This window comes from Pseudomonas sp. BN415, from assembly GCF_029871195.1.
In the GTDB taxonomy this organism is placed as follows: Bacteria; Pseudomonadota; Gammaproteobacteria; order Pseudomonadales; family Pseudomonadaceae; genus Metapseudomonas; species Metapseudomonas resinovorans.
The window spans coordinates 196,735-221,352 of the sequence record NZ_SSOK01000012.1 but is presented as its reverse complement, the minus strand read 5'-3'; the positions used below and the strand labels follow the sequence as shown (position 1 = coordinate 221,352).

Here is a 24,618-nt window from a genome sequence, read left to right as displayed (position 1 = left end):
CTAAAGTTTTCCGGAGGGTGGTCGAAAAGCTGACTGGATGGCGGACGTTGGCGTGGCAAGCCCCGGGCAAGAAATTTTTTTTGAACGCCCCTAAAGCTTCCTCCGACACCGCCGATACGAAGTACGAATGCGAACTTTACGGGTGCCTGGGCGATGCCCACCCAAGGTCGCAAGCTCAGGCAAACAAGCAGTCCTCGGAGGACACCACCATGGCTTTGACCGTCAACACGAACATTGCTTCGCTCAACACCCAGCGCAACCTGAACACCTCCTCCCGTGCGCTGGACACTTCCCTGCAACGTCTGTCCACCGGTTCCCGCATCAACAGCGCCAAGGACGACGCCGCCGGCCTGCAGATCGCCAACCGTCTGAGCAGCCAGATCAACGGCCTCGGCGTTGCGGTGAAGAACTCCAACGACGGTATCTCCATGGCGCAGACCGCTGAAGGTGCCCTGCAACAGTCCACCAGCATCCTGCAGCGTATGCGTGACCTGGCCCTGCAATCGTCCAACGGTTCCAACAGCACCGAAGAACGCAAGGCCCTGAACGACGAAGTGACCGAGCTGAAGAAAGAGCTGGATCGTATTTCCAACACCACCACCTTCGGTGGTCGCAAACTCCTCGATGGCACCTTCGGCACCACCACCTTCCAGGTGGGCAGTGCCGCCAACGAAACCATCAGCGTCAAGATCGACGAGATGAGCACCGAGTCCCTGGAAGCTACCTTCAGCTCCGGCTCCATCGACGCGGGTGATGTCGCCAGTACCGCCGCGAGCGCCTCCGGTGCTATCGCCATCTCCGTCACCATGGTCGGCGGCGACGCGCGCACCTTCAGTGCCACCTTCGCCAGTGGCGCCACTGTTGAAGAGCAGGTACAGGCCCTGGCCACCGTGATCAACGATGCCAACATCGGTGTGGGTGCCTTCGTCAACGATGATGGAGACATCGAACTGGTGACCGCCCTGACTTCCGGTGCCGCTGACGGCAACATTGAGTCCCTGACCTTCGCTTCCGGTGCTAGCGTCGCGGCTGCCGAGACTGCCGCCGCCACCGGTACCGACGCCACCGTCGCCGCGGTGACCGACGAAAACCAGGTGAAGGACATCGACCTGACCGAGGTGAAGTCTTCCCAGGAAGCCGTGATCATCATCGACCAGGCCATCCAGTCCATCGACGCCCAGCGCGCCAGCCTCGGTGCTGTGCAGAACCGCTTCGAGAACACCATCTCGAACCTGCAGAACATCGGTGAGAACGTATCGGCCGCCCGCGGTCGTATCCAGGACACCGACTTCGCCGCGGAAACGGCTAACCTGACCAAGAACCAGATCCTGCAGCAAGCAGGTACCTCGATCCTGGCCCAGGCTAACCAGCTGCCGCAGGCGGTACTCAGCCTCCTGGGCTAAAGCCTGGACGAGGCAAGGCGGTAAACGTGGGGGGAAGTGCATGGCGCTTCCCCCCTTCTTGCCATTTGTGAGGTGAGCACAAAATGGATATCGGAATAGTCAACCTGACGAGCAAGGGAGTGAGCGCTGCTCCTGTCGGCAATGGCCAGGTCCGTGGTCCGGCAGAAAAGGAAGGTCGCGAAAAGGCAGTCGATCAGGTTCAGCCGCAGTCCGAAGCCGAGGACCGTGAGCCAGTGGAGGCGGCGGCCTCGAGTATTCAGGAGTTCGTCCAGAGCATTCGTCGAAATCTGAATTTCGATGTGGACGATAGCAGTGGTCGCGTGGTGGTACAGGTGACCGATTCAGAGTCCGGCGAAGTGATCCGTCAGATTCCGTCGGAGGACGCGCTCAAGCTGGCAGAAAGCCTGTCAGAAATGCGCAGCCTGCTATTCAAAGCTGAGGCCTGAGCAGTTATCTGAACCTTCGTGCCAGGTGGCACGTTTCTTGACTGCTTTTGGACTCAACAGATGAAGGCGTCAGACGATTGGCGAGGTAGAGGAAAATGGCTGGTATAACTGGACTCGGCACGAACATGGACATCGACGGCATCGTCAAGGCCCTGGTCGATGCCGAAAGAGCGCCCAAGGACTCCCAACTGGCCCGCGTGGAGAAAAGTGCCACGTCGAAGTTCTCTGCGGTCGGTCAGCTAATGAGTGCAATCAGCGATTTCCAGACGGCGCTGAAAGATCTCAACTCGAGTGACCTGTTCGCCAAACGTTCGGCAAAGTCGAGCAATATCGACCTGGCCACTGTCTCCGCTACCAACACCGCAAGCTCCGGTAAATACCAGGTCACAGTCGAGAAGCTTGCCAGCGCAAGCAAGGTCGGCACTGCCAGCTTCGCGAAGGACGCCACAGCGGCTGCGTCTGGAACGTTGACGGTCAAGCTTGGACCGGACGACCGTGGTGTCGACGTGCAAGTCGCCGCCGGTGCCTCTCTGTCGGAGATTCGCGATAGCCTGAACAAGGCGCTCAAGGACAAAGGCGTCAGCGCCAACATCGTCAGCAACCCGGCGGATGGATCGTCTCGCCTGGTGCTCAGTTCCAACACCACTGGCGCGGGCAAGGACATCTATGTCCAGGCATCCGCCGGGCTGGAAGCGTTCCGCATCGGCGACTTCGCCGATAACAACCCGACCTCCAGTCCCAGTGGTGCGCTCGCGGCAATGGATACCACCAGCGCCAGTAGCAGCGGTTACATCAATCAGGCTCAGGACGCGGAGTTCACCATTGATGGGCTGACGCTGCGCAGCTCCAGCAACACGGTTTCGAATGCGATTTCCGATGTCACCCTCAATTTGGTGGGCGCAGAGCCTGGCAAGAAATTCACGGTGACGGTCGACCAGGACACGTCCACCGTCAAAGGCAACATCAAGAAATTCGTCGACGCCTACAACAAGTTGATAGGGGTGACCAAGAGCCTGACATCCGTGACCTCGGCCGGTGAAGGCAATACGCCGGTCACCGGTCCCCTGCTGGGTGACGCTTCGGTACGTTCGTTGCTGTCCACTGTTCGCAACGAGTTGGTCAATCCATCTGGTCAGAAGGACGGTGTATCCATCCTGTCCGATCTTGGCATCACGACCCAGAAGGATGGCACGCTGAAGATCCAGGACAGCAAGCTGGACAGCGTCCTCAGCACGCAGTACGAGTCTGTTGCCGGCTTCTTCACTGGTGACAAGGGCCTGACGTCCCGCCTCAACGCCAAGCTCGATCCGTACACGCAATCAGGCGGAATCCTCGCCGAGCGCCAGAACGGGCTGCAGGAAACGCTCAATTCGGTAAAGGATCAGCGTACCCAGCTGGATCTGCGCATGGCAAAAGTGCAGACGCGGCTGTACGCCCAGTACAACGCCATGGACTCCCTGGTCGCCGGTCTGAAGCAGACCAGCGATCGGCTGAGCCAGGCTCTTTCCAACCTTCCCGGCGTAGTCAAGCAGAGCTAAGTAATGGCCAATCCAATCGATACCTACAAGCAGGTCAAGACCAGCCAGGAAGTTACTCCCTACCGTGCGGTGCAGCTGCTGCTGGATGGCGCGCTGGAGCGCCTGTCCCTCGCTCGCCATGGCCTCGAAACCGGCAACCCGGAAGTTCGCGGGATGGCGGTGGGGTCTACCCTCAGCATCATTGGCGTGCTCCAGGCCAGCCTGGACAAGCAGCTCGGTGGCGAGATCGCCGAGAACCTGGATGCCCTCTACGACTACATGACCCGTCGGTTGTCCCGGGTGGCCCTGGACAACTCGCCGCGCCCTCTCGAGGAGGTCGAAGCGCTGCTGCTTGAGATCAAGCAGGCCTGGGACTCCATCGACCCGGAAGTGAATGCGCCGGTAGCCGCAAAAAATTCCTGATTTGCGCAAAGCGGCGGGCTAAAGCTCTCGCGTGTGCTGCCGATACCTTGGGTATCAAAGCCCGACACACGAGCGAGAGCGAATATGAACGCGATGGCGGCCCTCAAGCAGTATCAGTCCGTGAACACCCAGGCCCAGGCCGTGGATGCCAGCCCACATCGGCTGATCCAGATGCTCATGGAAGGCGGCCTGACGCGCCTCGCCCAAGCCCGTGGTGCCATCGAGCGTGGTCAGCTGGCGCAAAAAGGCGAGCTGATCGGCAAGGCAATCGCTATCATTGGCGGTCTGCGTGATGGCCTGAACTTCGAGCAGGGCGGCGATATCGCGGCCAACCTCGATGCACTCTACGCGTACATGGTGTCCCGCCTGCTCGAAGCGAACCTGAAAAGCGACGCGGCGCTGGTGGACGAAGTAGCAGGGTTGTTGCGTAACGTGAAAACCGGATGGGATGGCATTGCCCAGTGATGCCGTCCAGGTTGGCAGGAGAGTTCCAATGAATGCATCAGTCCAGCGTCTTGAAGCAACCGGCAGCGCTCTGCGTGATGCGCTGGCCCGCCAGGACTGGGCAGCCATCGGTGAGCTTGACCAGCTCTGCCGTCAGGTGGTCGATGACGCCATGGTCGATGCCGTGGACGATGTCGAGGCGCTCGGCAGTCGCCTGCAGGAACTGCTTGGCCTTTATCGCGAGCTGGTTTCTATCTGTCAGTTGGAACAGCAACGTATTGCGGGTGAGCTGGTTCAGCTCAATCAGGCCCAACAGGGCGCCAAGGTCTACAAGCTATTCGGCTGATGGCTCAGCGATTCCCATCTGCCACTAGTTCGATACTGCTCCGACAGTCGCTTAGCCATTCTGTCGGCTCGACCAAAAAAAGCACGCCATAAAATTGACTCGGCAAGGGTTTTTCACTTTACTAGTGGCCAATTGCCGGTCGATCCTCTTCCCGGGATGCACCGTCTGCCCATGCGCCGTGGAAAACGGCGTTCAGCCCTAAAAGCAAGAACCAGACAATGTGGCGTGAAACCAAGATTCTGCTGATCGACGACAATAGCGATCGCCGCCGCGACTTCGCGGTGATCCTGAATTTCCTCGGTGAAGAGTACCTGGACTGCGGCAGCGATGACTGGCGCGACGTGACGGGGCCCCTGAACTCCAGCCGCGACGTCTTGTGCGTCATGCTGGGTGAGGTGGGTGCCAAGGGCGGTGCGCTCGAGCTGATCAAGCAGTTGCTGGCCTGGGATGAGTTCCTGCCGGTCCTGCTGATCGGCGACCAGGTCCAGGCCGACTGGCCGGAAGACCTCCGCCGTCGCCTGCTGACCAACCTGGAAATGCCGCCCAGCTACAACAAGCTGCTCGACTCCCTGCATCGCGCCCAGGTCTACCGCGAAATGTACGACCATGCCCGCGAGCGTGGCCGTCAGCGCGAGCCCAACCTGTTCCGTAGCCTGGTGGGCACCAGTCGTGCCATCCAGCAAGTCCGCCAGATGATGCAGCAGGTGGCCGACACTGACGCCAGCGTGCTGATCCTGGGCGAGTCCGGTACCGGCAAGGAAGTGGTGGCGCGCAACCTTCACTACCATTCCAAGCGTCGCGAAGCGCCATTCGTACCGGTCAACTGCGGCGCTATCCCGGCGGAGCTGCTGGAAAGCGAACTCTTCGGCCACGAGAAGGGCGCTTTCACTGGCGCCATCACCAGCCGGGCAGGGCGCTTCGAGTTGGCCAACGGCGGCACCCTGTTCCTCGACGAGATCGGCGACATGCCGCTGCCGATGCAGGTCAAGTTGTTGCGTGTGCTGCAGGAACGCACCTTCGAGCGCGTGGGTAGCAACAAGACGCAGAACGTCGACGTGCGCATCATCGCCGCCACCCACAAGAACCTCGAACAGATGATCGAGGCGGGCAGCTTCCGCGAAGACCTTTATTACCGCCTCAACGTTTTCCCCATTGAAATGGCGCCGTTGCGCGAGCGGGTGGAAGACATCCCGCTGCTGATCAACGAACTTATCTCGCGCATGGAGCACGAGAAGCGCGGCTCCATCCGCTTCAACTCCGCCGCCATCATGTCGCTGTGCAACCACGACTGGCCGGGCAACGTCCGTGAGCTGGCCAACCTGGTGGAGCGCATGGCGATCATGCATCCCTACGGCGTCATTGGCGTTAGCGAGTTGCCGAAGAAATTCCGCCATGTGGATGACGAGGACGAGCAACTCAAGGCCAGCCTGCGCGAGGAAATCGAAGAGCGTTCGGCCATTGGCGCCGGTCTTCCGGGTGTTGCCGCGCCAGCGCTGTTGCCGCCCGAAGGCCTGGATCTCAAGGATTACCTCGGCAACCTGGAGCAGGGCCTGATTCAGCAAGCATTGGACGACGCCTCCGGGGTCGTGGCCCGTGCCGCCGAGCGTCTGCGCATTCGCCGTACCACCCTGGTGGAGAAGATGCGCAAGTACGGCATGAGCCGTCGCGACGAGGAATTGGCGGAAGAATAACCCCGCTTTTTACAAGTCGTTGTTTTTAAAGGACTAAATTTTAGGCACGGGTATTGCTTTATCTCCCTCGACCGACCGTCTGCTGACGGTCGATGGAGCGAGAGAAGAGCATGAGCCACGCCGTTACGCCCGCACAGAATCCGGAAACCGCCCCCGTCGAACAGGCCAGTCGCGCGGGTCTTGAACAAGCCTTTGCGCTGTTCAACCAGATGTCGACCCAGCTCAGCGAGTCCTACAGCCTGTTGGAAGCGCGGGTCACCGAGCTGAAGGGCCAATTGGCCCTGGTCAGTGCCCAGCGCATGCAGGAACTGGCGGAGAAGGAACGGCTCGCCAACCGCCTGCAGAGCCTGTTGGACCTGCTACCCGGCGGCGTCATCGTGATCGATGGGCAGGGCGTGGTGCGCGAAGCCAATCCCGTGGCGCGCAACCTGCTCGGCCAACCCTTGGTGGGCATGCTCTGGCGCGAAGTGATCGCGCGTAACTTCGCCCCGCGCGAAGACGATGGCCATGAAATCTCCCTCAAGGATGGACGCCGTCTTTCCATCGCCACCCGTTCCCTGAATGCCGAGCCCGGCCAACTGGTTCTGCTCACCGACCTGACGGAAACCCGTCGCCTGCAGGACCAGCTTTCCCGCCACGAACGCCTTTCTGCCCTGGGGCGCATGGTCGCGTCCCTGGCTCACCAGATCCGCACGCCGCTGTCCGCGGCCTTGCTCTATGCCAGCCACTTGACCCAGCAGGTGCTGCCAACGGATCAGCAGCAGCGTTTTGCCGGTCGCCTCAAGGAGCGGCTGCATGAATTGGAGCATCAGGTTCGCGACATGTTGGTGTTCGCCCGTGGCGAGCTGCCACTGCCGGACCGCCTGGCGCCGTCGACGCTGTTCTCGGCCCTGCGCGCATCGGCCGAGTCCCATGTGCAAGGCAAGGAAGTGCGCTGGCAGTGCGATCTCGCCGAGGGCGAACTGCTGTGTAATCGCGACACCCTGGTCGGTGCAATGCTCAACCTGATCGAGAATGCCAACCAGGCCGCCGGCCGCGACCTGCGCCTCAAGGTCCACCTCTACCGGCGCGGTGGCGATCTGCACCTGACCATCAGTGACAACGGCCCCGGTATCGACGCCGCCACTCTGGCGCGCCTGGGCGAACCCTTCTTCACCACCAAGACCACTGGCACCGGACTCGGGCTGGCCGTGGTCAAGGCGGTGGCGCGTGCCCACCAGGGCGAGCTGCGGCTGCGCTCGCGTCCTGGCCGCGGTACTTGCGCCACCCTGGTCCTGCCGCTGATTCCCGCGGCACATTCGGTTTTTCAGGAGTAAAGGACTATGACTGCCAAAATTCTTCTGGTCGAAGACGACCGCGCCCTGCGTGAAGCCCTGGCGGACACCTTGCTGATCGGTGGCTATGACTACCGTGCGGTGGACTGCGCCGAGGCTGCCCTGGCAGCGCTGGGTGAGGAGTCCTTCGGTCTGATGGTCAGCGACGTCAACATGCCCGGCATGGATGGCCACCAACTTCTGGCCATCGTCCGTCAGCGCTACCCGCAGTTGCCGGTGTTGCTGATGACCGCCTTCGGCGCCGTGGAGCGCGCGGTGGATGCCATGCGCCAGGGCGCCGCCGATTACCTGGTGAAACCCTTCGAACCCAATACCCTGTTGGATCTTGTGGCGCGGCATGCCTTGGGGCGTGTGAGTCAGGCCATCAGCGATGGCCCCGTAGCCCTGGAGCCAGCCAGCCGCCAGTTGCTTGAACTGGCCGCGCGCGTGGCACGCAGCGATTCCACTGTGCTGATCTCGGGTGAGTCCGGTACCGGCAAGGAGGTACTGGCGCAGTACATCCACCAGCAGTCCACTCGGGCCAACGGCCCCTTTATTGCCATCAACTGCGCAGCCATTCCAGACAACATGCTGGAAGCCACCCTGTTCGGCCATGAGAAGGGCGCCTTCACCGGTGCCATCGCCAGCGCGCCGGGCAAGTTCGAACTGGCGGACGGCGGCACCATCTTGCTTGATGAGATTTCCGAAATGCCGCTGGGCCTACAGGCCAAGTTGCTGCGTGTGCTGCAGGAGCGTGAGGTGGAACGAGTGGGCGCGCGCCGGCCGATCAGCCTGGATATCCGTGTGCTCGCCACCACTAACCGCGATCTTGCCGGCGAAGTGGCAGCGGGGCGTTTCCGGGAAGACCTTTACTACCGTCTTTCCGTGTTCCCCCTGGCTTGGCGCCCGCTGAGGGAACGTCCGGCAGATATTCTGCCGCTGGCCGAGCGTCTGCTGGCCAAGCACGTCAAGAAAATGAATCACTCCGCCGTGCGCTTCTCCAGCGAAGCCCGGGCAGCGCTGCTGGCCCACGCATGGCCGGGCAACGTGCGCGAGTTGGACAACGCCGTGCAGCGCGCGCTGATCCTGCAGCAGGGTGGGGTGGTCCAGCCTCACGACCTGTGCCTGACCGCCCCTATCGGCATGGCTATCGCGCCCGCCGCGCCGGCGGTTGCTCCGGCCACTGTTTCCGCGCCCGTGGTGCCGTTGCCGGTGGCTGCCGCGCCTGCCGAAGCACCCAGTGCCTTGGGGGATGACCTGCGCCGCCATGAGTTCCAGATGATCATCGACACCCTGCGCTCCGAACGCGGCCGTCGCAAGGAAGCCGCCGAACGCCTGGGCATCAGCCCGCGCACCCTGCGCTACAAGCTCGCGCAGATGCGCGATGCCGGCATGGACGTCGAAGCGTACCTCTACGCCAGCTGAAGCTGACGCTTATTTGTAGGAGCGAGCTTTGCTCGCGAACGGCCCGAGCGCGATTTTTCGCGAGCAGAGCTCGCTCCTACATATTCACCTCCTCCCCGTAACACCCGTTCCTGAGCTTTTGGCACCCTTGTTGCAGATACCCTTTCATCGGATCGCGTAGCGTCAAAAAAACGCGGCAGTTGGAGGAATGTGATGAGCCAGGGTGTTGAATTCAATCGCCTGATGTTGGAAATGCGCTCCATGCAGATGGACGCGATGGCCCGCGCCAAGCCTGCCCCCGTGGCAGCGCCGGAGGCCGGTGCGCCGAGTTTTGCCGACATGCTCGGCCAGGCGGTCAACAAGGTCGCGGATACCCAGAAGGTGTCCACCGAAATGGCCACCGCGTTCGAGGTCGGGCAGAAGGGCGTTGACCTCACTGACGTGATGATCGCGTCGCAGAAGGCCAGTGTTTCCTTCGAGGCCATGACTCAGGTGCGGAACAAGCTGGTCCAGGCCTACCAAGACATCATGCAGATGCCGGTTTGAGGACGGATTGAGAAATGGCTGAAGCAGCTGTTGCAAAGGTCCCCGCCAAGGCAGATGCACCGGAAGAGAAGAAGCCGCTTTTCGGCCTGTCTTTCCTGGATAACCTCTCGCAGATGAGCATGCTGCGTCAGGTCGGCCTGCTGGTCGGCCTGGCCGCCAGTGTCGCGATCGGTTTTGCCGTGGTGCTCTGGTCGCAGCAGCCGGACTATCGCCCGCTGTACGGCAGCCTGTCGGGAATGGATGCCAACCAGGTGGTCGAAGCCTTGGGCGCCGCCGACATCCCCTACAAGATCGAGCCCAACTCCGGCGCCCTGCTGGTGAAGGCCGACGACCTCGCCCGTGCCCGCATGAAACTTGCCGCCGCTGGTGTGGCGCCCAGCGACAACACCGTTGGCTTCGAGATTCTCGACAAGGAGCAGGGGCTCGGCACCAGCCAGTTCATGGAAGCAACCCGCTACCGCCGCGGCCTGGAAGGCGAGCTGGCGCGCACCATCTCCAGCCTGAACAACGTCAAGGGTGCGCGTGTGCACTTGGCCATTCCCAAGAGTTCGGTGTTCGTGCGTGACGAACGCAAACCCACGGCCTCTGTACTGGTTGAGCTCTATCCCGGCCGCGGCCTGGAGCCGAGCCAGGTGATGGCGATCGTCAACCTGGTGGCGACCAGCGTGCCGGAACTGGAGAAGTCCCAGGTCACCGTCGTTGACCAGAAGGGCAACTTGCTGTCCGATCAGCAGGAGCTGTCCGAGCTGACCATGGCCGGCAAGCAGTTCGACTACACCCGTCGCATGGAAACCCTCTACACCCAGCGCGTGCACAGCATCCTGCAGCCTGTGCTGGGCAGCGGTCGTTACAAAGCGGAGGTCTCGGCCGACGTCGATTTCAGCGCCGTCGAATCCACCTCCGAGATGTTCAACCCGGACCAGCCAGCCCTGCGCAGCGAGCAGAAGCTTGCTGAAGAGCGGCAGAACAATGGCGGCCCGCAAGGCGTCCCCGGCGCGCTGTCGAACCAGCCCCCGGCACCCGGCGCCGCGCCCCAGCAAGCCACGGGCGCCGCAGCCGCCGGCGTGCAGCCGGGCCAGCCGCTGCTGGATGACAACGGTCAGCAGATCATCGACCCGACTACCGGCAAGCCGATGCTCGCGCCGTATCCCACCGACAAGCGCGACCAGACCACGCGCAACTTCGAACTGGACCGCTCCATCAGCTACACCAAGCAGCAGCAGGGCCGCCTGCGCCGGCTTTCCGTCGCGGTGGTGCTGGACGACCAGGTCAAGATCGACCCGCAAACCGGCGAAGCCACCCGCGTGCCCTGGACTGCCGACGAGATCACCCGCTTCACCCGTCTGGTGCAGGACTCGGTGGGTTACGACGCCAGCCGGGGCGACAGTGTCAGCGTGATCAACACCGCGTTCATCGCCGACGGCGCCGAAGAAGTCATCGATATTCCGTTCTACACCCAGCCCTGGTTCTGGGATGTGGTGAAGCAGGTGCTGGGGGTGCTCTTCATCCTGGTGCTGGTATTCGGCGTGCTGCGTCCGGTGCTGAACAACATCAGCGGCGGCAAGGGCAAGGATCTTGAAGGCGGCCGTAACGGCGATGTCGACCTGGGCGAGATGGGGCTGTCCGGCGAGCTGTCGGATGACCGCGTCAGCCTTGGCGGCCCGCAAAGCATCCTCCTGCCGAGCCCGAGCGACGGGTATGATGCGCAGCTCAATGCCATCAAGAACCTGGTGGCCGAAGATCCTGGCCGCGTGGCCCTGGTAGTCAAAGAATGGATCAACGCCGATGAGTGATAATCGCGCCCCCGCCAAGCTGAACAAGGTCGACAAGGCCGCCATTCTGCTGCTGTCCCTGGGCGAGACTGACGCTGCCCAGGTGCTCCGCCACATGGGCCCCAAGGAAGTGCAGCGGGTTGGCGTCGCCATGGCTCAGATGCGCAACATCCACCGTGAGCAGGTGGAGCAGGTGATGAGCGAGTTCGTCGAGATCGTCGGCGACCAGACCAGCCTGGGCGTCGGCGCCGACGGCTACATCCGCAAGATGCTCACCCAGGCCCTGGGTGAGGACAAGGCCAACAACCTGATCGACCGCATCCTGTTGGGCGGCAGCACCAGCGGCCTGGACAGCCTGAAATGGATGGAACCGCGTGCCGTGGCTGACGTGATCCGTTACGAGCACCCGCAGATCCAGGCCATCGTCGTCGCCTACCTGGACCCGGATCAGGCCGCCGAAGTGCTCAGCCATTTCGACCACAAGGTGCGCCTGGATATCGTCCTGCGCGTGTCGTCGCTGAACACCGTACAACCCTCGGCGCTCAAGGAACTGAACCTGATCCTCGAGAAGCAGTTCGCCGGCAACGCCAGCACCACCCGCACCACCATGGGCGGCGTGAAGCGCGCGGCGGACATCATGAACTTCCTCGACAGTTCGGTCGAAGGCCAACTGATGGACTCCATCCGTGAAGTGGACGAAGACCTCTCGACCCAGATCGAAGACCTGATGTTCGTCTTCGACAACCTGGCCGATGTCGACGACCGCGGTATCCAGGCACTGCTGCGCGAGGTTTCTTCCGATGTGCTGGTGCTGGCCCTCAAGGGCTCGGATGAAGCCATCAAGGAAAAGGTCTTCAAGAACATGTCCAAACGTGCCGCCGAACTGTTGCGCGACGACCTGGAGGCCAAGGGCCCGGTCCGCGTCAGCGACGTGGAATCGGCGCAGAAGGAAATCCTTACCATCGCCCGCCGCATGGCTGAAGCCGGGGAAATCGTCCTCGGTGGCAAGGGCGGCGAAGAAATGATCTGAGGCGGCGACCATGGCCAGCAAGGAACAGGCAAGCGAGCTGATCCGCGCCAAGGACGTCAACGTCTTTGATCGCTGGTCGTTGCCCAGCTTCGACCCGGACGCTCCCGAGCCCGCAGTAGCGGAAGAGCCGCTGGCTGCGGCGCCCGAGCCCGAGCCGGAACCGCAGATCGAGGAGGTTCCGGTCGAAGACGTCAAGCCGCTGACGCTGGACGAGCTCGAGGCCATCCGTCAGGACGCCTACAACGAAGGCTTCGCCACCGGTGAGCGGGACGGCTTCCACGCCGGCCAGCTCAAGGCCCGGCAGGAGGCCGAGGTCGCTGTGAATACCCGGCTCGCGCAACTCGAAACCCTTATGGTTCAGTTGCTCGACCCCATCGCCGAGCAGGACCGGCAGATCGAGGAATCACTGGTGCATCTCACCAGCCTGATCACCCGCCAGGTGATCCAGCGCGAGCTGCGCGTGGATTCCAGCCAGATCCGCCATGTCCTGCGTGAGGCCCTGAAGTTGCTGCCCATGGGTGCCAGCAACCTGCGCATCCACATCAATCCGCAGGACTTCGAGCAGGTGAAGGCCCTGCGTGAGCGGCATGAAGAAACCTGGCGCATCCTCGAGGACGAATCGCTGGAACCGGGCGGTTGCCGGGTCGAGACCGAGCATTCGCGCATCGACGCCAGCATCGAGACGCGCTTGAGCCAGGCCATGAAGCAGCTCTTCGAGCAGCAGCGCGAACAGAAGGTCCATCCGCCGTCAGCCGACCTGGTCATGGACCTGGACTCCCCGGACAGCCTCGACCATGCGTATTGAGCGCGCCAGCTTCGCCAAGCGTCTGGCGGGTTATAACGATGTGATCGATCTGCCCTCGCAACCCCTGGTGGAAGGCCGCCTGCTGCGCATGGTGGGCCTCACCCTGGAGGCCGAAGGCTTGCGTGCGCCGGTGGGCAGTCGTTGCCTGGTGATCAACGATGACAGCTACCACCCCGTGCAGGTGGAAGCCGAGGTGATGGGTTTTTCCGGCAGCAAGATCTACCTGATGCCGGTGGGCAGCCTCTCCGGCATCGCGCCTGGCGCCCGCGTGGTACCGCTGCCGGATACCGGTCGCCTGCCCATGGGCATGTCCATGCTGGGCCGTGTGCTCGATGGCGCCGGCCGCGCGCTGGATGGCAAGGGCGGCATGAAGGCCGAGGACTGGGTGCCGATGGATGGTCCCACCATCAACCCGCTGAAGCGCCACCCCATCAACGAACCCCTGGACGTCGGAATTCGCTCCATCAATTCCCTGCTCACGGTCGGTCGCGGCCAGCGCCTCGGCCTGTTCGCCGGTACCGGCGTGGGCAAGAGCGTGCTGCTCGGTATGATGACCCGCTTCACCGAGGCGGAAATCATCGTCGTCGGCCTGATCGGTGAGCGGGGTCGCGAGGTGAAGGAATTCATCGAGCACATCCTCGGCGAGGAAGGCCTCAAGCGTTCCGTCGTGGTCGCGTCCCCGGCGGACGACGCGCCGCTGATGCGGCTGCGTGCGGCCATGTATTGCACGCGCATCGCCGAATACTTCCGCGACAAGGGCAAGAATGTCTTGCTGCTGATGGATTCCCTGACCCGCTTCGCCCAGGCCCAGCGCGAGATCGCTCTGGCCATCGGCGAGCCGCCAGCGACCAAAGGCTATCCGCCATCGGTGTTCGCAAAACTGCCGAAGCTGGTGGAGCGAGCCGGTAATGCGGAGCAGGGCGGCGGCTCCATTACCGCCTTCTACACGGTTCTTTCCGAAGGCGACGACCAGCAGGACCCCATCGCCGACTCCGCGCGGGGGGTGCTCGACGGTCACTTCGTGCTATCCCGCCGTCTGGCCGAGGAAGGTCACTACCCGGCCATCGACATCGAGGCGTCCATCAGCCGGGTAATGCCCCAGGTGGTCAGCCCGGAGCACATGAAAATGGCGCAACGCTTCAAGCAGCTCTGGTCGCGCTACCAGCAAAGCCGCGACCTGATCAGCGTGGGCGCCTATGTCGCCGGTGGCGATCCTGACACCGATCTGGCCATTGCCCGCCAGCCGACCATGAGCGCCTTCCTGCGCCAGGGGCTCGACGAGAGCGAGAACCTGGCCCAGAGCGCCCAGCGGCTGGCTGCCTCCCTGGGCATTCAGGGCTGATAGCGCATGTCCCGCAGTCGCGCGGCGCGCCTGGCGCCGGTCCTCGAAATGGCCGAGCGTGCCGAGCGCGAAGCGGCACGCATGCTGGGCCGTTGCCAAGGCCAGGTGACCCAGGCCGAGATGAAGCTGGGTGAACTGGAGCGCTACCGCTCCGATTACCAGCAGCAGTGGATCGAGGAAGGTCGACGCGGCGTTTCCGGCCAATGGCTCATGAACTACCAGCGCTTCCTGTCCCAGCTCGAGTCCGCCATCGGCCAGCAGATGCAGAGCCTCAAATGGCACCGCGACAACCTCGACAAGGCGCGTGCTGCGTGGCAACAGCGCTACGCACGACTCGAGGGACTACGCAAACTCGTGCAGCGCTACCTCGACGAAGCCCGTGCGGTCGAGGACAAGCGCGAGCAGAAGCTGCTGGACGAGCTGGTTCAACGCTTGCCGGCCCGGCACGAAGAGTAGAGCCAGCAAGGAGTAGGATGGGTAGCACGTGCGAAACCCATCAACCCGGTGGTGATGCGTACTTCAACGCGTCATCTCAGAACCATAAATTCTTCCAAGGCGCCGCTTTCCAGTTGCCCTGCCTCCAGGTGGGTGCTAAATCTTCACCACGCGTATTCCGAACTTGAACAAGGAGCTTTGCATGGCCATCACCTCGATGCCCTCAGACGATGGGCAGGAGCTGACCATCACCATCCAGGGACGATTCGATTTCGGCGCCCACCAGGAATTCCGCGACGCCTACGAGCGCGTCAACTTCACCCCCAAGCGCTACGTCGTGGACCTCAAGGGCACCACCTACCTCGACAGCTCCGCACTCGGCATGCTGCTTCTGCTGCGCGATCACGCCGGTGGCGAACGGGCGCAGATTCGCCTTGCCAACTGCAACTCCGACGTACGCAAGATCCTCGCCATTTCCAACTTCGAACAATTGTTCCAGATCGCCTGAGGCCCTCTGCCATGCCGTCGCCGCTGACGATCCTGATTGCCGAGGACAACGCGGCGGACAGGCTGCTGCTGTCCACCATCGTCAACCGCCAGGGCCATCGCGCCCTGACCGCCGCCAACGGTCGTGAGGCCGTGGCGCTGTTCCAGCAGGAACAGCCGCAACTGGTGCTGATGGATGCCCTGATGCCGGTGATGGACGGCTTCGAAGCTGCCCGTCAGATCAAGCAACTGGCGGGCGAAGCCCTGGTGCCGATCATCTTTCTCACCTCATTGACGGAAAACGAAGCGCTGGTGCGCTGCCTGGAGGCGGGCGGCGATGACTTCCTCGCCAAACCCTACAACCGGGTCATCCTCGAAGCCAAGATCAAGGCCCTGGATCGACTGCGTCGCCTACAGGACACCGTGCTGCAGCAGCGCGACCTGATCGCTCGCCACAATGAGCACCTGGTGACCGAACAGCGGGTGGCCAAGGCGGTGTTCGACAAGGTGGCGCACTCTGGTTGCCTGAGCGCTCCGAACATTCGTTACCTGCAATCGCCTTACGCGCTGTTCAATGGTGACCTGCTGTTGGCGGCCTACAAACCCTCGGGTGGCATGCACGTGCTGCTCGGCGACTTCACCGGCCACGGCCTGCCGGCGGCCATCGGTGCCATGCCCCTGGCCGAAGTGTTCTACGGCATGACCGCCAAGGGCTATGCCATGGCCGACATCCTGCGCGAGATGAACGCCAAGCTGAAACGCATCCTGCCGGTGGGAGTGTTCTGCTGCGCCACCTTCCTCAACCTGAGCTTCCAGCGACACCTGGTCGAGGTGTGGAATGGCGGCCTGCCCGATGGCTACCTGCGGCGCGCCGGCAACGGCGAACTGGTGCCGCTGGTGTCGCGCCACCTGCCGTTGGGGGTGCTCGACCAGGGCAGCTTCAACGCGCATTTCGAGTCCTACCCCATCGAGACGGGTGACCGCATCCTCCTGGTGTCCGACGGAGTGCTGGAAACCCGCAATGACAACGAAGAAACCTTTGGCGACCAGCGCTTGCGCGCCGTGCTCGACGCCAGCGGTGACGGCAATCGTCTGTTCGACGAGATTCAGCTGGCCCTGAGCGCCTTTCGTGGCCATGCCCAGGACGATGTGAGCATGATCGAGGTGCGCATGCTCGAAGAGTCCACCGAGCGTGCCAAGCTGGCCTTTACCGACAGTGGCCAGGCCAGCCCCCTGGACTGGTCCGCGTCTTTCGAGTTTCGTGCCCAGACGTTGAAACGCTTCAATCCGCTGCCTTTCCTGCTGCAGCTGCTGTTGGAGGTCCAGGGGCTGCGCGATCAGGGGGGCGCCCTCTATACGGTGCTCGCCGAGCTTTACTCCAACGCCCTGGAGCACGGCGTGCTGGGGTTGGATTCCTCGCTCAAGCGTAACGCCGAAGGTTTCGCCCGCTACTATCGGGAGCGCAGCGAGCGCCTGGCCGGCTTGGAGGAGGGCTACGTGCGTTTTCATTTGCAACTGGTCCCGGAAGGCCGGGGAGGGCGGTTGCTGATCCACGTCGAAGACAGCGGCAAGGGCTTCGACGTGGGCGCGGTCCTGGCTCAGCAGCCGTCGATGGACAGCCTCTGCGGTCGGGGCCTCACCCTGATCAGTCAGCTGACGGCACGTTGCGAGCCCGCCGCCGACGGCAAGGGCATTCACGTGGAGTTCCGTTGGCCCACTCGGGCATAATTTTCTGACGTTCAGTACAGGGAGTGACGGGTTTGTCCAATATCCATCTCGACCATTCTGTGCTGTCTTCCCTGCGGGAAGTCATGGAGGACGAGTTTCCAGTGCTGCTGGATACCTTCCTGGCGGACTCAGCGGAGCGCCTGCGACAGATCCAGCAGGCGAATACCGTGCATGACGGCCAGGCCCTGCGCCTGGCGGCCCATAGCTTCAAGGGCAGTTGCAGCAACATGGGCGCTCCCGTGCTGGCGGGGCTGTGCAAGCAACTGGAAGACATCGCCCGGCGCGAGCCACTTCTCGATGCGGCTGCCGTCATCCTGCAGATCGAGCAGGAGTTCCTCATCGTCCGCGACCTGTTGCAGGAAGAGCGTCGCGGCCTGGCCCACTGATCTGCCCCCCAGCCTTCGGCCAGCATGTTGGCCCATCCTTTGCTATTCCCTTGGCACGAACCAACCCGAGCGGAGAGTGCCCATGCCCGTTGCCCCCGATCTGCTTCTTCAGGCCAGGCCTGAGGTGAAGCCGAAAGCACCGGCCGCAAAAGTCCCGGAAAAACCGGCGGAAACCAGTAAGGGCGAGGCTTCCAGCTTCTCCCAGATGTACGCGAAAGAACGTCAGGCCAAGGCCGCTGAACGTAGCGAGGCGGCTGCAAAGCAAGCCAAGGCCAAGTCGGATGATGCCCCAAGCCAGGAAAAGCTGGCGACAGATCCTGCCACTAGCCAGCCGGCCGTTGCCGATAGCGGCAAGCCCTTGCCGGCCGAAGAAGGCGACACCAAAGAAGCTCCCGAAGAGCCTGTGATGGACCCGCTGCTGCTCATGGGAATAACTGGCCAACTGCCCGTCGATGCCGCACCGGTCGAGGCGGATGGCGCCGCCGAGGCGCTGTCGGCCCTGTCCGTTGCGCCGCCGGTGAACAGCTTGGCGCCGGCCACCCTGAGCGAAGCCGCCCTCGACCCGGACCTCGATCAGCTCAACGGCCTGCCGGCGGTGAAGATGGCCCTGGACCAGGGTGCCCAGGCGGCCCAGGCAGCAGCCCAGCAGGTGCAGAACGCGGCTCATGCTGCGCCTGGCGCGGACCAGGATTTCGCCAGTGCCCTGGCAGCCTTCGCCGATGAACCGCTGGAAGCCGGTGAGGGCGAGCTGGATAAGGCGCTGTCGTCCTCCGAGCTTTCGGTCGAGTTGGCCGATGGGCTTGGCGAGAACAAGGGAGAGGTGCGTAACGAACTGCTCGCCAACCGCCTCAATGCCTTGAGTCAGGCCATCAGCCAGCAGACCGCCCAGGCCCAGCGCGCGCCGACCTTGGTGCCGGGACAGCCGGTGGCCATGCAGCAAGGGGGCTGGAGCGAAGCGGTGGTGGATCGGGTGATGTGGTTGTCCAGCCAGAACCTCAAGTCCGCCGAGATCCAGCTCGATCCTCAAGAGCTGGGCCGCCTCGAAGTACGGGTGAACATGACCCAGGACCAGACCCAAGTGACCTTCGCCAGTCCCAATGCCAACGTGCGCGATGCGCTGGAAGGGCAGATGCACCGCCTGCGCGACCTGTTCGCCCAGCAGGGCATGAACCAGCTCGATGTGAACGTTTCCGACCAGTCCCTGAATCGTGGCTGGCAAGGGCAGGGCGGTGACGGCGAGCGCCGATCTGCCGGCGGCCGTGCCGACTTTGGTGGGAGCAGTGACGAAGATATCTCGGTGAGCCACAGCGAGATCCGCCCGGCCTCGACAAGTGGTGGGCGGGGATTGGTGGATTTCTACGCCTGACGCCCTCTCCCCCGGTCCCTCTCCTCTTCAGGGAGAGGGAACCCCGTGACAGTCGCCCCCCGACACTGGTATATCCGCAGCCCTGAGAGCAATTGCCTGACCTGCCGATTGGACGGCGGGCTGGCATAACACTTGCTCATTCCCCAGGAAAAGGCGGGCTTGCCCCGTTCGGCGACGGATTATTGGCATGGCGAAGAAAGAAGCGAAGGCCTCGGCAGAGGGCGGTGCAGCAGGCGGTAAGAGCAAGCTGAAGCTCATCATTCTGGGCGTGGTTGCGCTGTTGCTGGCAATCGGCCTGTCGGTGGGCGCTACCTGGTTCTTCCTCAGCGGTGGCGATAAGGGCGCCGAACCGGCCAAAGAAGAGGCCACCAGTGCACCGACCAAGCAGCCTGCCATCTACCAGGAGCTGGCCCCTGCCTTCGTGGTGAACTTCAACCAGAACGGCCGCCAGCGATACATGCAGGTGAGCGTTGCGCTAATGACCCGTGACCAGGCCCAGATGGACGCCCTCAAGGTGCATATGCCGGTGCTGCGCAACAAGCTGGTCATGCTGTTCTCCAGCCAGAACTTCGAAACCCTGGCCACGCCGGTGGGCAAGGAGATGCTGCGCCAGCAGGCCACCGCCACCGTGCAGGAACTGGCCAAGCAGGAAACAGGCGCGATGACCGTCGAACAAGTGCTCTTCACCAACTTCGTATTGCAGTAGGCAAGGTACAACCATGGCTGTTCAAGACCTGCTGTCCCAGGACGAAATCGACGCGCTGTTGCACGGCGTCGACGACGGCCTGGTTGAAACCGAAACCGATGCGGACCCGACCAGTGTCAAAAGCTATGACCTGACCAGTCAGGACCGCATCGTCCGGGGGCGCATGCCGACCCTGGAAATGATCAACGAGCGCTTCGCCCGCTATACCCGCATCAGCATGTTCAACCTGCTGCGTCGTTCCGCCGACGTGGCGGTAGGTGGCGTGCAGGTGATGAAGTTCGGCGAGTACGTGCACTCGCTCTATGTCCCCACCAGCCTCAACCTGGTGAAGATGAAGCCGCTGCGGGGCACCTCGCTGTTCATCCTCGACGCCAAGCTGGTGTTCAAGCTGGTGGACAACTTCTTTGGCGGCGACGGTCGCCACGCCAAGATCGAGGGGCGCGAGTTCACCCCAACCGAGTTGCGCGTGGTCCGTATGGTGCTGGACCAGGCCTTCGTCGACCTGGCCGAAGCCTGGCACGCCGTGATGGACGTGAACTTCGAGTACATCAACTCGGAAGTGAACCCGGCCCTGGCCAATATCGTCAGCCCGAGCGAAGTGGTGGTGGTTTCCACCTTCCATATCGAACTGGACGGCGGCGGTGGCGACCTGCACATCACCATGCCCTATTCGATGATCGAGCCGATCCGGGAGATGCTCGACGCCGGCTTCCAGTCCGATGTCGACGACCAGGACGAACGCTGGATCAAGGCCCTGCGCGAAGACATCCTCGACGTCAGCGTGCCGGTGGGTGCCACCGTAGTGCGTCGCCAGCTCAAGCTGCGGGACATCCTGCACATGCAGCCGGGCGACGTAATTCCGGTGGAGCTGCCCGAACACATGATCATGCGCGCCAATGGCGTGCCGGCCTTCAAGGCCAAGCTGGGGTCGCACAAGGGCAACCTGTCGCTGCAGATCCTCGAACCGATCGAACGCCAGCGCTGATTGCGCGCTACCCACGAATTCAGAGCCAGCCGAGGTCAAGCGATGGCAAACGACATGGACACTACCACTCCCGAAGAGCAGGCCCTGGCCGACGAATGGGCTGCCGCCCTGGCCGAAGCCGGCGACGCGTCCCAGGACGATATCGACGCGCTGATGAACCAGGGTGGCGGCAGCGCCCCCAGTTCGCCGCGCGCCCCAATGGAAGAGTTCGGCAGCGCACCCAAGGCCAACGGTCCGGTGAGCCTGGACGGCCCCAACCTGGACGTGATCCTGGATATTCCGGTGTCCATTTCCATGGAAGTGGGCAATACCGATATCACCATCCGCAACCTGCTGCAGCTCAACCAGGGCTCGGTGATCGAGCTCGACCGCCTGGCTGGCGAGCCGCTGGACGTGCTGGTCAACGGCACCCTGATCGCCCATGGCGAAGTGGTAGTGGTCAACGAGAAGTTCGGTATCCGGCTGACTGACGTGATCAGCCCAAGCGAACGCATCAAGAAGCTGCGCTGAAACCATGCGCCGTTTTCTTCTCGCGGGGCTGTTTCTCTTCCCCATGACCGCCTTCGCCGCCGAAACCGCCGCGACCGCTCCGGCGCCCGCCGCCGCTGCGGCCCAGGCTGGTACTGGCATGGCCGCCCAGCTTGGGCAACTCGCGCTCGGTCTGTTGCTGGTGGTGGGGCTGATCTTCCTGCTCGCCTGGCTGCTGCGCCGTGTACAGCAGCTCGGGCCGCGTGGCGGCCAGGTGATCAAGTTGGTGGCCAGCCAGGCGCTGGGCCCGCGAGATCGGCTGGTGCTGGTCCAGGTGGGGGGAGAGCAGATTCTGCTGGGCCTCAGCGCCGGGCGTATCACGCCGCTGCATGTGCTGAACGAGCCCGTGCCCCAGGCCGACGCCGAAGTCGCCAGCCCGGAATTCGCCCAACGTCTGATGGAACTGCTCGGCAAGGACAAGCATTGATGCCCCTGCACCGCCTTCTCATCGCGCTGCTGCTGGTGCTGGCCGCGCCCCTGGCTCTGGGCGCCGACAACCCCTTGTCGGTGCCCGCCATTACGCTGTCCACCAATCCGGAAGGCCAGCAGGAGTACTCGGTAAGCCTGCAGATCCTGCTGATCATGACGGCGCTGAGTTTCATCCCCGCGTTCGTCATGCTGATGACCAGCTTCACGCGGATCATCATTGTCTTCTCCATCCTGCGCCAGGCGCTTGGCTTGCAGCAGACGCCGTCGAACCAGATCCTTGTCGGCCTGGCGCTGTTCCTGACCATGTTCATCATGGCGCCGGTGTTCGACCAGGTGAATCGCGATGCCCTGCAGCCCTATCTCAACGAGCAGATGACGGCACAGGACGCAGTGGCCAAGGCGGAAGTGCCGATCAAGAACTTCATGTTGGCGCAGACCCGCGCCAGCGACCTGGACCTGTTCATGCGTCTGTCCAAGCGCACCGACATCGCCAGCGCGGATGAGGCGCCGCTGACCATCCTGGTCCCGGCCTTCGTCACCTCCGAGCTGAAGACGGCATTCCAGATCGGCTTCATGATCTTCATCCCGTTCCTGATCATCGACCTGGTGGTCGCCAGCGTGCTCATGGCGATGGGCATGATGATGCTGTCTCCGCTGATCATCTCCCTGCCGTTCAAAATCATGCTCTTCGTCCTGGTGGATGGCTGGGCATTGATCATCGGCACCCTTGCCGGCAGTTTCGGCGGCGTATAGGAGGCTCGCGATGACCCCTGAAGTTGCGGTCGACCTGTTCCGTGAGGCGCTCTGGCTGACCTGCCTGATCGTCGCCATCCTGGTGGTGCCGAGCCTGGTTGTGGGCCTCATCGTTGCCATGTTCCAGGCGGCCACCCAGATCAACGAGCAGACCCTGAGCTTCCTGCCGCGCCTGCTGGTGATGCTGCTCACCTTGATCTGGGCTGGCCCCTGGATGACCCGCCAACTGATGGAGTACATCCAGACGCTCTATCAGAACATCCCGATGTTGATCGGCTGACCATGCTCGAACTCAGCGACGCACAGATCGGTGGCTGGGTCGGCAGCTTCCTGCTCCCGCTGTTCCGCATCGCCGCGCTGCTGATGACCATGCCGATCATCGGTACCCAGCTGGTGCCGACGAGGGTTCGCCTGTACCTCGCGCTGGCCATTGCCGTGGTGCTGGTGCCAACGCTGCCGCCAATGCCGCAGGTGGACGCCATCAACCTGGGAAACATCCTGCTGATTGGCGAGCAGATACTGGTCGGCGCGTTGCTCGGCTTCGTGCTGCAACTGTTCTTTCACGCGTTCGTGGTGGCCGGTCAGATCATTTCCATGCAGATGGGCCTGGGCTTCGCGTCCATGGTCGATCCCACCAATGGCGTTTCGGTGCCGGTGCTCGGCCAGTTCTATCTGATGCTGGTGACCTTGTTGTTCCTGTCCATGAACGGCCACCTGGTGGTCTTCGAGATATTGGCCGAAAGCTTCGTCACCTTGCCGGTGGGCGGCGGATTGCTGACCAACCATCACTGGGAAGTCGCCGGCAAGCTCGGCTGGGTCATGGGGGCGGGCCTGCTGCTGTCCTTGCCGGCGGTTACTGCGCTGCTGGTGGTGAACCTGGCCTTCGGCGTGATGACCCGCGCGGCGCCGCAGTTGAACATCTTCTCCATTGGTTTCCCCCTGACCCTCGCGTTGGGGCTGGTGATCGTCTGGATCGGCCTGGCCGACATCCTCACCCAGTATCAGGTCCTGGCCAGCGACGCCCTCCAGCTTATGCGCGAGATGGCAAGGGCGCGATGAACACGTCATCCCGGTTTCCGACGGTAAATGAGCATGTTGAGGCCGTCCTCAGCGCAGCATTGGCAACGCAGGTAGTTTTCCATGGCGGAGAGTGAGAGCGGGGCGGACAAGAGCGAGGAACCCACAGGGAAACGGTTGCAGGAGGCCCGCGACAAGGGCCAGATCGCCCGTTCCCGTGAGCTCAATACCCTCGCTGTGACCCTGGCCGGGGCGGGTGGTCTGCTGGCCAGCGGCGGGGGGCTGGCAGACATGCTGATGAAGCTGATGCAGTCCAACTTCGACCTGCCGCGCGCGGTGTTGATGGATGAGCGCAGCATGGGCATCTGGCTGCTGATGTCCGGCAAGATGGCGCTGGATGCCTTGCTGCCGTTGCTGATCACCCTGCTCGTGGTGTCCATCGCCGGCCCTATTTCCCTTGGCGGTTGGCTGTTCTCCACCGAAGCCCTGATGCCCAAGTTCAGCCGGATGAATCCGTTGTCCGGACTCAAGCGAATGTTCTCGCTGCACGCGCTGGCTGAGCTGCTCAAGGCGCTGGCCAAGTTCGTGCTGATCCTGCTAGTGGCGCTGGCGGTACTCAGCTCCGACCGCGACGATCTCCTGGCTATCGCCCATGAACCCCTGGACATGGCCATCCTCCACAGCGTCCAGGTGGTGGGCTGGAGCGCGGTATGGCTGGCCTGTGGCCTGATCCTGATCGCTGCCGTGGACGTGCCGTTCCAGCTCTGGGACAACAAGCAGAAGTTGATGATGACCAAGCAGGAGGTGCGCGACGAGTACAAGGACACCGAGGGCAAGCCTGAGGTCAAGTCGCGCATCCGTCGCCTGCAGCGGGAAATGGCCGAGCGCCGAATGATGGCTGCCGTGCCGCAGGCTGACGTGGTCATCACCAACCCGACCCACTTCGCCGTGGCCCTGAAGTACGACGCCGAAAAGGGTGGTGCGCCGGTGTTGCTAGCCAAAGGCAATGATTTCACCGCGTTGAAGATCCGCGAGATCGCCCAGGAGAGCCAGGTGATGGTGCTGGAGTCTCCGGCCCTGGCGCGGGCGGTCTACTACTCCACTGAGCTGGATCAGGAAATCCCCGCCGGCCTCTACCTGGCCGTGGCCCAGGTGCTGGCCTACGTGTATCAGCTCAAGCAGTTCCGCGCCGGCCGCGGCAAACGCCCGGCACCGCTGAACAACCTGCCGATCCCGCCGGATTTGCGGCGCGACGAGTGACGCTACCCCTGAGCTGGTCGCTTTTCTGTGGGGGCGAATTCATTCGCTAAGCAGGTC

At 63.0% G+C, this 24,618-nt stretch carries 27 protein-coding genes; all 27 read left to right on the top strand.

Annotation, left to right across the window (positions count from 1 at the left end):
- Nucleotides 1–209: 209 nt before the first annotated feature.
- The 27 genes from E8F20_RS04070 (at nt 210) to flhB (ending at nt 24,561) form a co-directional block, all read left to right on the top strand.
- Nucleotides 210–1,403 carry a flagellin gene (locus E8F20_RS04070; protein WP_280282557.1) on the top strand — a complete coding sequence of 398 codons (1,194 nt, stop codon included), beginning with the start codon at nt 210–212 and terminating at the stop codon, nt 1,401–1,403.
- 83 nt (nt 1,404–1,486) lie between these two features.
- A complete protein-coding gene (locus E8F20_RS04065; protein ID WP_280282556.1) occupies nt 1,487–1,849 on the top strand; it encodes a flagellar protein FlaG in 363 nt (120 codons plus the stop codon).
- Nucleotides 1,850–1,944: 95 nt separating this feature from the next.
- Entirely contained in the window at nt 1,945–3,387 is a 1,443-nt protein-coding gene (fliD, locus tag E8F20_RS04060; RefSeq protein ID WP_280282555.1) for a flagellar filament capping protein FliD, read from the top strand.
- A 3-nt stretch (nt 3,388–3,390) separates the two neighbouring features.
- Complete coding sequence (gene fliS / locus E8F20_RS04055) at nt 3,391–3,789, top strand: flagellar export chaperone FliS (RefSeq protein ID WP_280282554.1); 399 nt, start codon at nt 3,391–3,393, stop codon at nt 3,787–3,789.
- An 84-nt stretch (nt 3,790–3,873) separates the two neighbouring features.
- On the top strand, nt 3,874–4,254 hold the full coding sequence (fliS, locus tag E8F20_RS04050; RefSeq protein ID WP_280282553.1) for a flagellar export chaperone FliS: 381 nt from the start codon (nt 3,874–3,876) through the stop codon (nt 4,252–4,254).
- Between the two features lie 28 nt (nt 4,255–4,282).
- Nucleotides 4,283–4,579, top strand: coding sequence for a flagellar protein FliT (locus E8F20_RS04045; RefSeq protein WP_280282551.1), 297 nt, complete (start codon nt 4,283–4,285; stop codon nt 4,577–4,579).
- A 218-nt stretch (nt 4,580–4,797) separates the two neighbouring features.
- Entirely contained in the window at nt 4,798–6,270 is a 1,473-nt protein-coding gene (locus E8F20_RS04040; RefSeq protein ID WP_280282550.1) for a sigma-54 dependent transcriptional regulator, read from the top strand.
- Between the two features lie 110 nt (nt 6,271–6,380).
- Complete coding sequence (locus E8F20_RS04035; RefSeq protein ID WP_280282549.1) at nt 6,381–7,586, top strand: ATP-binding protein; 1,206 nt, start codon at nt 6,381–6,383, stop codon at nt 7,584–7,586.
- A 6-nt stretch (nt 7,587–7,592) separates the two neighbouring features.
- Nucleotides 7,593–9,008: a sigma-54-dependent response regulator transcription factor FleR gene (fleR, locus tag E8F20_RS04030; protein ID WP_280282548.1), complete on the top strand. Its 1,416-nt coding sequence runs from the start codon at nt 7,593–7,595 to the stop codon at nt 9,006–9,008.
- Between the two features lie 192 nt (nt 9,009–9,200).
- On the top strand, nt 9,201–9,533 hold the full coding sequence (gene fliE / locus E8F20_RS04025) for a flagellar hook-basal body complex protein FliE (RefSeq protein ID WP_028626544.1): 333 nt from the start codon (nt 9,201–9,203) through the stop codon (nt 9,531–9,533).
- Between the two features lie 14 nt (nt 9,534–9,547).
- Nucleotides 9,548–11,326, top strand: a complete 1,779-nt coding sequence (fliF, locus tag E8F20_RS04020) for a flagellar basal-body MS-ring/collar protein FliF (RefSeq protein ID WP_280282547.1) — start codon at nt 9,548–9,550, stop codon at nt 11,324–11,326.
- A complete protein-coding gene (fliG, locus tag E8F20_RS04015; RefSeq protein WP_028626546.1) occupies nt 11,319–12,335 on the top strand; it encodes a flagellar motor switch protein FliG in 1,017 nt (338 codons plus the stop codon). Before fliF ends, fliG begins: the two co-directional genes overlap by 8 nt.
- 10 nt (nt 12,336–12,345) lie before the next feature.
- A complete protein-coding gene (fliH, locus tag E8F20_RS04010) occupies nt 12,346–13,140 on the top strand; it encodes a flagellar assembly protein FliH (protein WP_280282546.1) in 795 nt (264 codons plus the stop codon).
- Nucleotides 13,130–14,482, top strand: coding sequence for a flagellar protein export ATPase FliI (fliI, locus tag E8F20_RS04005; protein WP_280282545.1), 1,353 nt, complete (start codon nt 13,130–13,132; stop codon nt 14,480–14,482). Before fliH ends, fliI begins: the two co-directional genes overlap by 11 nt.
- A gap of 6 nt (nt 14,483–14,488) precedes the next feature.
- A complete protein-coding gene (fliJ, locus tag E8F20_RS04000) occupies nt 14,489–14,938 on the top strand; it encodes a flagellar export protein FliJ (RefSeq protein WP_280282544.1) in 450 nt (149 codons plus the stop codon).
- A 181-nt stretch (nt 14,939–15,119) separates the two neighbouring features.
- Complete coding sequence (locus tag E8F20_RS03995) at nt 15,120–15,425, top strand: STAS domain-containing protein (protein ID WP_280282543.1); 306 nt, start codon at nt 15,120–15,122, stop codon at nt 15,423–15,425.
- 11 nt (nt 15,426–15,436) lie between these two features.
- Nucleotides 15,437–17,131, top strand: a complete 1,695-nt coding sequence (locus E8F20_RS03990; protein ID WP_280282542.1) for a fused response regulator/phosphatase — start codon at nt 15,437–15,439, stop codon at nt 17,129–17,131.
- 32 nt (nt 17,132–17,163) lie between these two features.
- The gene (locus E8F20_RS03985; RefSeq protein ID WP_280282541.1) at nt 17,164–17,517 is read left to right on the top strand and encodes an Hpt domain-containing protein; all 354 of its coding nucleotides are present in this window, start codon (nt 17,164–17,166) and stop codon (nt 17,515–17,517) included.
- Nucleotides 17,518–17,599: 82 nt separating this feature from the next.
- Complete coding sequence (locus E8F20_RS03980) at nt 17,600–18,883, top strand: flagellar hook-length control protein FliK (protein ID WP_280282540.1); 1,284 nt, start codon at nt 17,600–17,602, stop codon at nt 18,881–18,883.
- Between the two features lie 187 nt (nt 18,884–19,070).
- Entirely contained in the window at nt 19,071–19,589 is a 519-nt protein-coding gene (gene fliL / locus E8F20_RS03975) for a flagellar basal body-associated protein FliL (RefSeq protein ID WP_280282539.1), read from the top strand.
- Between the two features lie 13 nt (nt 19,590–19,602).
- Nucleotides 19,603–20,574, top strand: a complete 972-nt coding sequence (gene fliM, locus E8F20_RS03970) for a flagellar motor switch protein FliM (RefSeq protein WP_028626555.1) — start codon at nt 19,603–19,605, stop codon at nt 20,572–20,574.
- Nucleotides 20,575–20,616: 42 nt separating this feature from the next.
- Entirely contained in the window at nt 20,617–21,084 is a 468-nt protein-coding gene (fliN, locus tag E8F20_RS03965; protein ID WP_280282538.1) for a flagellar motor switch protein FliN, read from the top strand.
- 4 nt (nt 21,085–21,088) lie between these two features.
- Complete coding sequence (gene fliO, locus E8F20_RS03960) at nt 21,089–21,529, top strand: flagellar biosynthetic protein FliO (RefSeq protein ID WP_280282537.1); 441 nt, start codon at nt 21,089–21,091, stop codon at nt 21,527–21,529.
- Entirely contained in the window at nt 21,529–22,284 is a 756-nt protein-coding gene (gene fliP / locus E8F20_RS03955; protein ID WP_280282536.1) for a flagellar type III secretion system pore protein FliP, read from the top strand. Before fliO ends, fliP begins: the two co-directional genes overlap by 1 nt.
- Before the next feature lie 10 nt (nt 22,285–22,294).
- On the top strand, nt 22,295–22,564 hold the full coding sequence (gene fliQ / locus E8F20_RS03950) for a flagellar biosynthesis protein FliQ (RefSeq protein ID WP_028626559.1): 270 nt from the start codon (nt 22,295–22,297) through the stop codon (nt 22,562–22,564).
- A 2-nt stretch (nt 22,565–22,566) separates the two neighbouring features.
- Complete coding sequence (gene fliR / locus E8F20_RS03945; RefSeq protein ID WP_280282535.1) at nt 22,567–23,343, top strand: flagellar biosynthetic protein FliR; 777 nt, start codon at nt 22,567–22,569, stop codon at nt 23,341–23,343.
- A gap of 81 nt (nt 23,344–23,424) precedes the next feature.
- Entirely contained in the window at nt 23,425–24,561 is a 1,137-nt protein-coding gene (gene flhB, locus E8F20_RS03940) for a flagellar biosynthesis protein FlhB (RefSeq protein WP_280282534.1), read from the top strand.
- Nucleotides 24,562–24,618 lie beyond the last annotated feature (57 nt).